11 protein-coding genes and 1 other RNA gene are annotated in these 12,443 nt (G+C 42.9%); 5 read left to right on the top strand and 7 right to left on the bottom strand.

Annotated features, from left to right (window positions below; genetic code table 11):
* Nucleotides 1-197 precede the first annotated feature (197 nt).
* Nucleotides 198-1,313: an alanine dehydrogenase gene (ald, locus tag C4S61_RS13810; protein WP_103925401.1), complete on the bottom strand. Its 1,116-nt coding sequence runs from the start codon at nt 1,311-1,313 to the stop codon at nt 198-200.
* Nucleotides 1,314-1,742: 429 nt separating this feature from the next.
* On the opposite strand from ald, the gene C4S61_RS13815 reads away from it, so the two are divergent.
* Nucleotides 1,743-4,157, top strand: a complete 2,415-nt coding sequence (locus C4S61_RS13815) for an alpha-ketoacid dehydrogenase subunit alpha/beta (protein WP_103925402.1) — start codon at nt 1,743-1,745, stop codon at nt 4,155-4,157.
* 105 nt (nt 4,158-4,262) lie between these two features.
* On the opposite strand, the gene C4S61_RS13820 is transcribed toward C4S61_RS13815, so the two are convergent.
* The gene (locus tag C4S61_RS13820) at nt 4,263-4,937 is read right to left on the bottom strand and encodes a hypothetical protein (RefSeq protein WP_103925403.1); all 675 of its coding nucleotides are present in this window, start codon (nt 4,935-4,937) and stop codon (nt 4,263-4,265) included.
* A gap of 69 nt (nt 4,938-5,006) precedes the next feature.
* Here C4S61_RS13820 and C4S61_RS13825 point away from each other — a divergent pair, with 69 nt between their 5' ends.
* A complete protein-coding gene (locus tag C4S61_RS13825) occupies nt 5,007-6,002 on the top strand; it encodes an acyl-CoA synthetase family protein (RefSeq protein ID WP_103925404.1) in 996 nt (331 codons plus the stop codon).
* Nucleotides 6,003-6,187: 185 nt separating this feature from the next.
* Here C4S61_RS13825 and C4S61_RS13830 read toward each other — a convergent pair whose 3' ends face one another.
* Nucleotides 6,188-7,345, bottom strand: coding sequence for a sigma-54-dependent transcriptional regulator (locus C4S61_RS13830; protein WP_103925405.1), 1,158 nt, complete (start codon nt 7,343-7,345; stop codon nt 6,188-6,190).
* A gap of 15 nt (nt 7,346-7,360) precedes the next feature.
* An RNA gene (gene rnpB / locus C4S61_RS13835) (RNase P RNA component class A) lies at nt 7,361-7,756 on the bottom strand.
* 154 nt (nt 7,757-7,910) lie between these two features.
* On the opposite strand from rnpB, the gene C4S61_RS13840 reads away from it, so the two are divergent.
* The 3 genes from C4S61_RS13840 (at nt 7,911) to C4S61_RS13845 (ending at nt 10,115) form a co-directional block, all read left to right on the top strand.
* The gene (locus C4S61_RS13840) at nt 7,911-8,933 is read left to right on the top strand and encodes a TonB-dependent receptor (RefSeq protein WP_235009992.1); all 1,023 of its coding nucleotides are present in this window, start codon (nt 7,911-7,913) and stop codon (nt 8,931-8,933) included.
* Nucleotides 8,934-8,938: 5 nt separating this feature from the next.
* Nucleotides 8,939-9,331 carry a TonB-dependent receptor domain-containing protein gene (locus tag C4S61_RS22335; protein WP_235009994.1) on the top strand — a complete coding sequence of 131 codons (393 nt, stop codon included), beginning with the start codon at nt 8,939-8,941 and terminating at the stop codon, nt 9,329-9,331.
* Between the two features lie 211 nt (nt 9,332-9,542).
* Nucleotides 9,543-10,115, top strand: coding sequence for a DUF3109 family protein (locus C4S61_RS13845; RefSeq protein ID WP_103925451.1), 573 nt, complete (start codon nt 9,543-9,545; stop codon nt 10,113-10,115).
* An 83-nt stretch (nt 10,116-10,198) separates the two neighbouring features.
* On the opposite strand, the gene C4S61_RS13850 is transcribed toward C4S61_RS13845, so the two are convergent.
* The 3 genes from C4S61_RS13850 to C4S61_RS13860 form a co-directional block, all read right to left on the bottom strand.
* Nucleotides 10,199-10,552 (bottom strand): translation initiation factor, encoded by a 354-nt coding sequence (locus C4S61_RS13850; protein WP_103925406.1) that lies wholly within the window; start codon nt 10,550-10,552, stop codon nt 10,199-10,201.
* A 51-nt stretch (nt 10,553-10,603) separates the two neighbouring features.
* Entirely contained in the window at nt 10,604-11,458 is an 855-nt protein-coding gene (locus C4S61_RS13855; protein ID WP_103925407.1) for a universal stress protein, read from the bottom strand.
* A 76-nt stretch (nt 11,459-11,534) separates the two neighbouring features.
* Nucleotides 11,535-12,443 (bottom strand): 1,4-dihydroxy-2-naphthoate polyprenyltransferase, encoded by a 909-nt coding sequence (locus tag C4S61_RS13860; protein ID WP_103925408.1) that lies wholly within the window; start codon nt 12,441-12,443, stop codon nt 11,535-11,537.

A 12,443-nucleotide genomic window follows, 5' to 3' on the forward strand; every position in this document is an offset into this window, starting at 1 on the left:
AACTATAATCTTGCTTTCGCAAAAGTTCAACCCCCATTCGGGGTTTTGATTCGCCTCCTTTTTTAAAATTTCCTAGGTTTTCACCTAGGCTATTGAAAAGTTCGACCGTTTCGTGGTCTTTCTTTGAGATACTGACATTGAAAAAAAAATCCCTCCGGAGCTAATCCGAGGGATTTTCACTTTTATACCTATTGGGATTAAGCCAAATATTTAGCTACCGGAGTGTAAGGCATATCGAATGCCTGCGCTACGGCTTCGTACACAATTTCTCCATTGATTACATTCAAACCAAGGACTAAATCGGGATTTTCCTGCGCAGCTTTTTTCCAGCCTTTATCCGCCAATTGAATAGCGTAAGGTAAGGTCGCATTGGTCAAAGCAAGGGTGGAAGTATAAGGAACTGCACCCGGCATGTTTGCTACACAATAATGAACTACATCATCGATGATGTAAATTGGATTTTCGTGGGTTGTCGGTCTGCAAGTCTCAATACAGCCGCCCTGATCTACTGCCACGTCCACCAAGACCGTTCCGGGCTGCATTTCTTTCAGCATATCCCGAGTGATCAGATGCGGTGCTTTTGCTCCCGGAATTAATACTGCGCCCACAATTAAGTCGTGGTTTTTGATGAGCTTGCGAATATTGTATTCATTAGACATCATCGTTTTCACATTGGGGGGCATGACGTCCGCCAAGTATCTCATTCGAGGTAGCGATACATCCATGATGGTCACATCGGCACCTAAACCTGCTGCCATCCAGGCGGCTTGTGTTCCTACGACTCCTCCTCCGAGGATGAGAACTTTGGCCGGTAAAACCCCCGGTACGCCGCCCAAAAGAATTCCACGACCTTTCAAGGGTTTCTCCAGGTAGTTTGCACCTTTTTGAATCGCCATTCTTCCGGCTACTTCAGACATGGGAACTAAAAGTGGGAGACTGCGATCAGATTTTTCTACAGTTTCATAGGCCAAACAAACTGCTTTACTTGCTACCATTGCCTTAGTTAGTGGCTCGTAAGAAGCAAAGTGAAAATAGGTGAACAACAGCTGATTTTCTTTGATCAATTTGTACTCAGATTCAATTGGCTCTTTTACCTTAATGATCATCTCAGCGATTTGGTAGGTTGCTTCGATGGTAGGCAAAATTTTGGCGCCGGCAATTTCGTACTCGGAGTCGGGGAATCCACTTCCTTCACCGGCGGTATGTTGCACATAGACGGTATGACCTCTTTTGATCAATTCTTTGGCACCGGCAGGAGTAAGCGCTACTCGGTTTTCGTTGTTTTTAATTTCCTTTGGAACACCTATAATCATGATTAGCGTATTTGGATTTTAATATTCGCTGCAAAGATAAGAAGCAAAGAGGATGGAAAAAGCTGTTTAAAAAATAGTATTTGGTATTGATTTGGCTAAATGTTGTATTTCGATAGTTTATTTTAATTTTCTTCTGTAAAATTCAGAATATTCCAAAATTTAATTTTTTAAAGATTAATATTTTGAAAATTTTTTCTTTAAAATTTTTTAACTCGAAAAATAACCTCATTCTTAATTTTCAAATATTTGTAATGTTTGTTGATAAAACTCAAAATATTATTTCAATAGATTGAAAATATTATAAAAGATTCAAAATTTTTGATTGTTAAATTGTAAACCTGAAATTTGCTTCAAATTCTATTTTGGCTATTTTTGATAGTGCTAAGTGCGAAGCCAAAACCCAAACTAACAATTAGATTAAGCTCAAGAATGGCAATAACCAAATCACAATCCCAATTTCCGGAGATATCCCATCTTCAAAAGGAGGAAGTTTTGAATGATTTTAGGGTGGCTGTCACCAGCCGACATGCTTCTCTGATGGGGCGGAAGGAAGTGTTTATGGGCAAGGCAAAGTTTGGGATTTTTGGTGACGGTAAGGAGCTCGCGCAGCTTGCCATGGCCAAGGCCTTTCAGCCTGGCGATTTTCGATCCGGTTATTATCGTGACCAGACGTTTATGATGGCTATCGGAGAGTTGAGTGTTCAGCAGTATTTTGCACAGCTCTACGCCCATACGGATGTGGAAGCAGAACCTGCCAGTGCAGGAAGATTGATGAATGGTCATTTTGCTACCCGCTCTTTAGACAAAAATGGGGACTGGAAGGACCTTTCCAAAATGTATAATTCAGCGGCGGATATATCGCCCACGGCTGCACAAATGCCCAAACTTCTGGGTTTGGCCTACGCATCCAAACTATTCAGAGAAAATAAAGAGCTAAAAGACCTGAAGAAGTTTTCGGTAAATGGAAACGAAGTAGCCTGGGGAACAATCGGTAATGCATCAACTTCCGAGGGGATGTTTTTTGAGTCGATTAATGCTGCCGGAGTGCTGCAAGTTCCCATGGTGATTTCTGTTTGGGATGATGGATATGGGATTTCTGTACCGCAGGAATATCACACGACCAAAGGAAGTATCTCGGAAGTTTTGATGGGTTTTGAGCGAAATGAGAATAAAAAGGGATTTGAAATCATCCGGGTCAAAGGTTGGGATTACGAGGGGTTAAAGCAAGCCTTCAACTCTGCCGGAAATTTGGCAAGAACTTCCCATATTCCGGTTTTGATCCATGTGGAAGAAATGACTCAGCCTCAGGGACATTCCACTTCTGGTTCGCATGAGCGGTACAAATCAGCTGAACGGCTACAGTGGGAAAAAGACTGGGACTGCATCGCCAAATTCAGAGAATATATAATCTCAAATGGCATTGCCACAGATGATGCATTGGACCAAATCGAGTCTGAGGCAAAGACTGAAGTCAAAAGACAAAAAGACGCTGCATGGAATGAGTTTTCGGGCGAAATAAAGAAGGAGATTCAGGAAGTTGTGCAGCTTTTGAAAACTACAGCTGAGAAAAGCACCCGTAAAGTCGTGTTGCTCCAAATGGCTGAAGATTTATCCAAAACGCTCAATCCTATCCGAAAGGATGTAATCAGCACCGTGAGAAAGGCGCTCCTTCTGTTAAGATTTGATGGAGAAGCTTTGAAAAGCGGTCTAAAGTCCTGGTACAAACTTCAGGAAGAGAAAAACTTTGATCGATACAACAGCCACCTCTATAGCCAAACGGAATGGTCTGCCGAGAAAGTAAAGGTGGTACCTGCGAGCTATAATGAAAAGTCTGCCATGGTGGACGGACGTGAGATCTTACAGGCGTTTTTTGACTATACCCTGGAGAAAGATCCCCGATTCTTTGCCTTTGGGGAAGATGTCGGTAAAATCGGAGACGTTAACCAGGCTTTCTCAGGACTTCAGGCTAAATATGGGGAAATGCGCGTTTCTGATACCGGAATTCGGGAATGTACCATTATCGGTCAAGGAATAGGTACTGCACTCAGGGGACTAAGGCCAGTCGCGGAGATCCAATACTTGGATTATTTACTTTATGGATTGCAGATGCTTTCTGATGACTTGGCTTCCTTGCTTTATCGAACCAAAGGTGGTCAAAAAGCTCCTTTGATCGTTCGGACAAGGGGACATCGATTGGAAGGTGTCTGGCATTCGGGCTCTCCGATGGGGATGATTTTATCTTCTCTACGTGGGATGATTATTTGTGTGCCCCGTGACATGACACAGGCAGCCGGCATGTACAGGACGCTTTTGGAATCTGACGAACCTGCACTCGTGATCGAATGCCTGAACGGCTATCGGTTAAAGGAGAAAATGCCGGCAAATCTTGGAGAATACAACGTACCAGTAGGCAAACCGGAAATTCTAAGAGAAGGTAAAGACATAACTGTAGTCACTTATGGAAGTATGTGCCGAATAGTGGGAGAAGCTGCGGAAGTTTTGTCGGAAATCGGTATTTCAGTAGAAATCATTGATGTGCAAACCTTACTGCCCTTTGATACATTCGGGATAATCGGGGAATCTGTCAAAAAAACAAATCGGGTCCTCTTCGCTGATGAAGATGTGCCGGGCGGGGCTTCTGCATTTATGCTTCAGCAAGTGATAGAAGGACAGAATGTATTTAAATATCTTGATTGTGAACCACAGACGCTTGCTGCTAAGCCTCATCGTCCAGCCTATTCATCTGACGGAGATTACTTTTCAAAGCCAAGCACGGATGATGTAGTCGAAAAAGTCTACCGTATCATGCATGAATCAAATCCTAAAAAGTTTCCCGCTATATAAATGACAAAGCCCTCAATTTGAGGGCTTTTCAATGTTGTTTTTGGTCGAATTAAGGGAATAAAAGATGATCTGAATTTGATCTTCAAATAGTCTCTAATTTAAGAACTAATTTCTTGTGATTTGTCTTAGCGTGACTTCGGGACTTGATACTTCATTACTTCGATTGAGTGCGCGATCCTGAATCTGTACATCTACCCGAATGGTGTCCGTTCTGAAAATTGATTCCCAGCCTGAGGAGAGCATTCTATATTTGATATTTCCTTCTACTGATTGCCCTTCTTCAGAAATTAAAATCCGTGGAAATCTTCCATTGAACGTGGTAAAAAACGGAGGGTCCTGCCATCTGAATTCTGTGAATTGTCCATTTCTTTTGATGAAGAATCGTACAAAAATATTATACTGATTTTCATTTTGCTCAACCCAAATTGTGTCTTTGACTACGGTGTTGTTGATCAATGGGTCTATGACCCAATCAATGGGGTTGTAGTTGGGAGCTTCGGATGGTCTGTTACTGTAAGTGATTAGATTTCCAAGATTATCCCGCTTATAATTCAGTGGATTAAATGGCGGATTGACATCTGTAGCCGAAAGCCCTAAATCTCCCTCAGCATCCTTAAAGTCCACACTGATGATCAAGGAATCCTGACCGGAAGTAGGGACAAATTCTACAGTGGAAAATTCAATTCTAGGAACACTGGGAAAGTTCTCAGGAGGACTGATACATGAAGTTGAGTACAGGGCCGTGACAAACAATAATCCTGAATAGTTTTTGAATCGCATTGGCTGAAGGTAAATTTACACCCGAAAATAACGTTAGTTTTTCTCAGTAAAAACGCAAAATATAAAACGATGCAGGATTTTAAAAGTTTTTCAGAAAGACTATCCTTTTTGGACAAGAGTCATTTTGAAGATCTTGCCTTGGACTTGTTTCACTTTCAATCCATTGAAAATGAAGTTTATAGATCTTATTTAAGTGCGAGAAAAGTTCAGCATGACAAGATCAAAACTCTCGACTCCATTCCGTTTTTGCCTATACGTTTTTTCAAAGATTTTCCGGTAATAAGTGGTCAGGTTTCTGATTTTACTACTTTTTATTCGAGCAGTGGCACCACAGGTACGATTACTAGCAGGCATTTTATCTGGTCTGAATCTTGGTATCTGAACCATGCACAGCGGATATTTGAAGGGTTTTATGGGGATTTGACTGATTATCATGTATTGGCTTTGCTGCCCGCCTATCTGGAGCGTCCGGGTAGCAGTCTGGTCTCCATGGCCAAGCATTTCATCGAAAAGTCAGGCTCTCCACATTCCGGATTTTATTTATACAATCAGGAGGAGTTGTTGGCAAAATTGAATTTGCTCAGAAATGACTCAAGAAAAGTTTTATTGCTGGGAGTGACTTTTGCTTTGTTGGATTTAGCCGAATCAGGTAAGGTATTTCCCCCAATGGAGAATCTCATCGTGATGGAAACAGGAGGGATGAAGGGAAGAAGAAAAGAAATGATCCGCGAGGAAGTTCATGACATCCTGAAGTCCTTTTTCAAAGTTAAATCGATCCATTCCGAATATGGAATGACCGAACTGATGTCACAGGCTTATTCAAAAGGGCAGGGGAAATATACGCTTCCTGGCTCCATGCGCGTTATGCTTCGGGATGTAAATGATCCCTTGAGCTGGTCCAAACGCTCCCATGGTGGAATCAACGTGATAGATTTGGCAAATTTTCATTCCTGTGCCTTTATCGAAACACAGGATTTGGGGAAGTTTGACGAAAATGGATTTCTGGAAGTCCTCGGTCGGTTTGACAACTCAGAGATTCGGGGCTGCAACTTGTTGGTGCAGTAATTGCTATCTTAAAATTTAATAGACATATTTGAAAAGATAAAATTAATCAAATGAAAAAATTAGCCACGATTGCACTGTTAGTTGGGATTTTAGCTTTGGGAGCATGTGCCTCCAGCAAACCTTGCCCTGCCTACGCCAAAGCGCCTGCCGCGCAAAAAGCCACTAGCTAAAAAATATGCTGACCGTCAGTAGTCAGCATATTTTTTTATGTCCTCCAGGCTGATAATCGGTTCACCAAGTATCACTAATCGTTCCACTACATTTCGGAGTTCCCGGATATTTCCTGTCCAGGGGAATTCCTGAAGTTTGAGAAGTGCTTCGCTGGTTATTCCTTTTTTTGCATCGCCACTTTCCTGAGCGATATCTTCCAGAAATTTATCCACTAAAAGAGGAATATCCTCTTTTCGTTCTTTCAAGGACGGTACTTGAACCAGAATCACACTTAGGCGGTGATAAAGATCTTCACGGAATCTTCCGCCTTCAATTTCTTTTTTCAGGTCTTTGTTTGTTGCTGCCAATACACGAACGTCAACTTTGATATCCCGGTCACTTCCCACTCGATTAATTAGATTTTCCTGAAGGGCGCGCAATACTTTGGATTGTGCTGACAGAGACATGTCTCCAATTTCATCCAAAAATAAAGTTCCACCCTGAGCTTGCTCAAACTTTCCATTCCGTTGTTTGTGGGCTGAAGTAAAAGCTCCTTTTTCGTGTCCAAAAAGCTCCGATTCAATTAATTCTGATGGGATAGCGGCACAATTGACTGCCACAAACGGTTCTGCCTGTCGATTGCTTTTCTGATGAATCCAATGAGCGACTAGTTCTTTTCCCGTTCCATTTGGTCCGGTGATCAAAACGCGGGCGTCCGTAGGTGCTACTTTTTCGATGGTTTCCTTGACTTTTGCAATTGCAGGAGATTCTCCCACCATGTCAAATTTCTTAGATAGCTTCTTCTTCAGGACTTTGGTTTCGGTCACCAACTGCTTTTTGTCCAGTGCATTGCGGACAGTGAGGAGTAGTCGGTTGAGATCGGGAGGCTTTGGTATGAAGTCAAAAGCACCTTTTTTGGTAGCTTCTACAGCTGTCTCGATACTGCCATGCGCCGATATCATGATAAACTGTGGAGATCGTCCCATGGCTTTCGCCTGATCCAAAACTTCGATTCCGTCCATTTTGGGCATCTTGATATCGCAGAGGACAAGATCAAACTCCTCCTCCTGCATTTTAGCCAATCCTTCTTCTCCGTCTTGGGCTTCAGTGACTTCAAACTTTTCGTACTCGAGGATCTCCCGAAGGGAGGCGCGGATAAACCGCTCGTCGTCAATAATGAGAATCTTTGGCATAGTGTAAAGTAAAGAAAAAAGTGCAAGTCTGTAAGCCGGGTTCTGTTTCACTCAACGAATTGAGTGATACCTGTCATTTATCTAGCCCCGACCTCGCGATCGGGGTCCATCGATCTACCCACCCCGGAATCCCGCCGAAGCAGAAATCGAACGAGCAGCTCTTTGCCCGGGGCCTATTTGATCTTTCAACCCATAAGGTTTGCCTAGCCCCGAATGTCACCATTCGGACGGTGGGCTCTTACCCCACCTTTTCACCCTTATCCCGATAGCTATCGGGACGGTTTGTTTCTGTGGCACTAGCTGTCTTTCTGTCGTCACCAACAGAAATCCTTCCCGTTAGGAAGTATGGCGCTCTATGTTGCCCGGACTTTCCTCCCCGATACCTATCGGGGCGACAAGTTGACTTGCACACTGCAAAGTACGTGATTTTCCCTTATGTGGATTCATATTTTGAAGCCTTGTCGCGAAGGAAAAAAAATATTGAAAAATCCACACCTAGCTATTTGGATTAAGTCTAGATAAGAAACACTTTTGTCTTATTAAAAATCAATCTAAATAAATATACATGTTCATTATATCTCTATTATCCGGTTTATTAATGCTTAATACGCCATTATCTGAAATCGAGAGAGGAGGATCTCACAGTGTAGTCAGTGATAATGTTTTGTCTATTGAAGGTGTGGTGAAAACACCCTCCGGAGATCCCGTCGCTTATGCAAATGTAGCAGTGGTAGGTACGGTCAAAGGTTCGTTTACGGATTCCGACGGTACTTTCCAGCTTTTTAATCTAGCCGATGGAACTTACGAATTGTCGATTTCAGCGGTCGGATTTAAATCTATCAATCAAAGGGTGGTTGTGAGTCAAAGCAGAACCGAAAAACTTGAAATCACTTTTGAAGAAACAGGAGTAGAAATGCCTCAGTTTTCTCTTTTTGCAAACAGAGACCGGATTTTTTCAAAAGTTCCAGGTTCTGTTTCATTTTTAGACAAAAGCGAAATCAAATCCCTAAAGCCTATTTCCGGCAATGAGGTATTGAGAAGAATGCCCGGTGTACATGTAGTGGACGAAGAGGGATTGGGCATGCGGGTAAATATCGGAATTCGTGGATTGGATCCCGATCGCAGTAGATCCGTTTTGGTGCTTGAGGATGGGGTTCCGGTAGCTTTGGCACCTTATGGGGAGCCCGAACTCTATTATTCTCCGGCTATCGACCGAATGGCTGGGATTGAAGTGCTTAAAGGTTCCGGGCAGCTACTTTATGGCCCACAAACCATCGGTGGAGTGGTTAATTACATCACACCTAACCCACCTCAGGAGGAAGAAGGTTCGGTAAGAATACAAGGGGGTCAGGGTGGATTTTACTCCGGACTAGTCAATTATGGCAATACCTTCGGCAATACCGGATTGCAGGTCAATCTACTTCGTAAAGGAGCTGAAAATGTAGGGCCTACTGAATTTAAAATCACGGACTTCAACACCAAATTCCTTTTCTCGCTAAATGAAAAGTCTGAATTGGGACTTAAACTTGGTGTTTACAATGAACTTTCCAATCCAAAAACTGGAATTTTGTCTACGATATCAATTTGACTTACGTGAATTCATTTTACGATGCTGACCGATTTGTCTCCGATGTCAATATCAAGGGTAACAGGACTCCATATGCACCGGAATGGTTTATCAACTCATCGCTTAAAGTTGAAGGCAATTCGGGTTTTGGAGCTAAACTTACCGCAAATTATGTTGGAGATCAATTTGGTGATGAGTTGAACACCGTTGAGGCGTCTTTGGACGGTACCACCGGGCTTTTACCCTCCTATTTTCTACTGGATGCAGTAGTTAGCTATCAGATTGCCAAATGGAATTCTGCCGTGAATCTGAGTGTAAAAAATCTTACCGACGAGCGATACATATCGACCAGAAGGCCACAGGGAATCAGAGTTGGGCTTCCAAGATTCATCACAGCCGGTTTTGAAATAAATTTTTGATTTTTTTTCAAGATTCGAAAACATTCGGAATCACTGCCTGTTATAACACCATTAAAGGCTTAAATAGCTTTTCTTCATAGTGCTGGGTTGAGCCGCTCCGAAAGGGGCGGTTCTTTTTTTGCCTGTTTGAGTTATCTTTTTAAATGGAAATCTGAGGCAAAATGAAGCTTTGGCCAGAATGAATTACTTTTACAGAAAAAAACAGACAATTATGATTTTAGTGGGTAATGCGGTTTTATCTGATGATATCAAAGAGAACTTTTTTGTATGCGACTTGGAAGCTTGCAAAGGAGCATGCTGTGTGGAGGGAGATGCCGGAGCACCACTGGAAGAAGAGGAAACCAAAATATTGGAAGAAATATACCCTATTGTCAAAAACTACATCACCGCTGAGGGTAGGGCTGTTATTGAAAAGCAGGGAACTTGGGTCATTGACAAAGATGGTGACAAGGGAACTCCTACCATCGGGGACAATCGGGAATGTGCCTATGCCTTGTATGATAAGCGGGGAATACTTAAGTGTGGGATAGAGCAGGCATACCTGGATGGAAAAATATCCTGGAAAAAGCCGATTTCCTGCCATTTGTATCCGATTCGGGTGACCAAATATGAAGAGTTTGATGCCTTGAATTACGACCGCTGGCATCTTTGTGATCCTGCCTGCCAACTCGGGCAAAGCTTGAAAGTACCGCTTTATCGCTTTCTTAAAGACGCTTTGGTCAGAAAATATGGGCAAGCTTGGTACGAAGAATTGCTGGTAGAAATCGAAGGAGACAAGAGGTGATCTTTCTGACCTGGATCGCCTGAAAAATTAAAAAAGCAAAACCGGATAGCGCTTTGCCTGAAATTTGAGGTATTCTGAAATCCTCAGCCTCCTGATTTTTTGGCCCCATAGCCGGCCGCCAGGAGTACTTGAAGGACTTTGTCACGGTGATCGCCTTGAATGAGAATCTCCCCGTCTTTGGCTGACCCGCCCACACCACACTTGTTTTTAAGCAGTTTACCAAGTTCTTTCAGATCTTCCTCATTGCCAACAAAGCCTTCAACAAGAGTCACTTGCTTTCCGGCACGGGCTTTTTTATCGAGAAGTACTTTAAGCTTTTGTTGGGAAGCAGGCACTGTTTCTGCCTCCCCCTGATCCCCAAGGTTATATTCAAAAGAATCACTGGTAGAATAGACTACTCCATCCCGCTTTTTCCAATCGTTGCCTTTTTTGCTCATGGTAAAATAGAAAAGCCCACAATGAAAGCGGGCTTTGAGTTACTTGTCGAATTATTTAACTCTGTATGTCCAAACTGGTCTTTTGGAATGATTGACCACGTCCTCTGCTATACTTCCGGTGATCAGGTGAATGAGACCTGTGCGTCCATGTGTAGTCATGGCAATCAAGTCTGCATCGATATCATCGGCAAATTCAATGATACCGGATTCTTCAGAGAGTGAGTTGTAAACTTCTGCTTTGATATTTTCGAAATGGTGCTTTTGAACAAAGGTCCGAATCCGATTCATAGATTCCCGGGTGGTTTCAAAATTGCCAGGAGTATTTACAACCACAAAGTAGAATTGGGCATCAAAAACAGTTTGGATTCGCTTGATTCGATTGGCAACTTTCTCATCAGATTCACGAAAATCAGAGGCAAATACGATTTTTTTCATCTTTTTAACATCAGTCTCTGCCTTGATGGTGACCACGGGACAGGTGGCTGTGCGTACGACTTTTTCGGTGTTGCTTCCGACGATTACCTCCTCAAGTCCTGAGGCTCCTTTAGAACCCATTACGATCAGGTCAGGACTTTGCTCAGCTATCGATTCTGTAATTCCTTTGAATACTGAGCCAAGTACCAGTTTAGTTTTTAAAGTGACTGCCGAATCTTTAAATTTTTCATCGATTTCCTTGAGTTGTTTTTTGCGACGCTCGATTAATTCGATGAAATAGATCTGATTTTCAAATTCAGGAACAGAATCCAAACCGCCTCCCATCGTTCCCATTCCTGTTGCTACGGGAGTTTCGATGATGTGCAATACCGTTATTTCAATACCGGAATAGTTTTCGGATAGACCAGTTGCAAAATTCAGGGCATAGTCAGCGGTTTGAGAAAAATCGTAAGGAACGAGGACTTTCATCATAATTGCTTTGGGGTTTAAGTTTTTACCAAATTAGCCAAAATAGGGGATCAACAAGCTAATTTTTGTCATGATTTGATCAGAATAAAAGTCCTATCCCAAAAAGTATCACCCAAAGCAAGGTGCTCATTGCCATTTTTTTGAGAAAAGGATCTGTTTCGGCTGAAGATTGGGCATGCTGGACTCCATATCCCACTTTCATCATAATAGGCCAAGCCAAAGTCGCACCTAAAGAAAGTAGCTCTTCACTCAGTAGGGCAAAGGCCAGTAGGCAAAAATACCCTCCAGCCAAAAGGGCCCAATTGTACTGAACAGCTGCTTTTCGGCCGATTCGCACAGGGATGGAGCGCTTGCCTGCTTTTTGGTCGGATTCGATGTCCCGGATGTTGTTGATGTTGAGTACAGCGGTACTAAACAAGCCTAATGAAATTCCAATGAAGATGGTGATCGGTTCAAAACTTAAGGTGTGCAGAAAGAATGTTCCCAAAACTCCCAATAAACCAAAAAAAACAAAAACCGAGATATCGCCCAAACCCGAGTATCCATAAGGCTTGCTGCCTGATGTGTAGGAAATTGCGGCCCAAATAGCCGCCAATCCCAAGCCTAGAAAGAGGGCAAACAGGATCCAGTCCTGAACTGCCAAATAGAGGAGTAGTAAGCCTGAGAATAAAGACAGGGCCCCGAATAGGTACATGGCCCCCTTCATTTCCTGCAAAGAAATCAATCCCGACTGAACAGCCCGAACCGGTCCCTCTCGCTCGGAAGAATCCGCTCCGTGGATGGTATCCCCATAGTCGTTGGAGAGATTGGATAGGATTTGGAGAAAAATGGTCGTCAGCGATGCGAGCAGTAGGATTTCCCATCGAAATTCGTTTTTCCAAGCCGCCAAAAACGAACCGGCGAAAATACTTGCCAATGCAAGTGGTAAAGTTCGAAGCCTGACTGCATGGAGCCAGGCTTCATTTTTGGTTTGTATTTCTTTTTTCAA

The organism is Algoriphagus boritolerans DSM 17298 = JCM 18970, from assembly GCF_900108085.1.
Taxonomy (GTDB): Bacteria; Bacteroidota; Bacteroidia; order Cytophagales; family Cyclobacteriaceae; genus Algoriphagus; species Algoriphagus boritolerans.

Coding starts and splice junctions, on each gene's coding strand:
- C4S61_RS13850 (WP_103925406.1), bottom strand. CDS start 10,552: ATGAGCAAAAAAGGCAACGATTGGAAAAAGCGGGATGGAGTAGTCTAT.
- C4S61_RS13820 (WP_103925403.1), bottom strand. CDS start 4,937: ATGCGATTCAAAAACTATTCAGGATTATTGTTTGTCACGGCCCTGTAC.
- C4S61_RS13855 (WP_103925407.1), bottom strand. CDS start 11,458: ATGATGAAAGTCCTCGTTCCTTACGATTTTTCTCAAACCGCTGACTAT.
- ald (WP_103925401.1), bottom strand. CDS start 1,313: ATGATTATAGGTGTTCCAAAGGAAATTAAAAACAACGAAAACCGAGTA.
- C4S61_RS13825 (WP_103925404.1), top strand. CDS start 5,007: ATGCAGGATTTTAAAAGTTTTTCAGAAAGACTATCCTTTTTGGACAAG.
- C4S61_RS13830 (WP_103925405.1), bottom strand. CDS start 7,345: ATGCCAAAGATTCTCATTATTGACGACGAGCGGTTTATCCGCGCCTCC.
- C4S61_RS13815 (WP_103925402.1), top strand. CDS start 1,743: ATGGCAATAACCAAATCACAATCCCAATTTCCGGAGATATCCCATCTT.
- C4S61_RS13840 (WP_235009992.1), top strand. CDS start 7,911: ATGTTCATTATATCTCTATTATCCGGTTTATTAATGCTTAATACGCCA.
- C4S61_RS13845 (WP_103925451.1), top strand. CDS start 9,543: ATGATTTTAGTGGGTAATGCGGTTTTATCTGATGATATCAAAGAGAAC.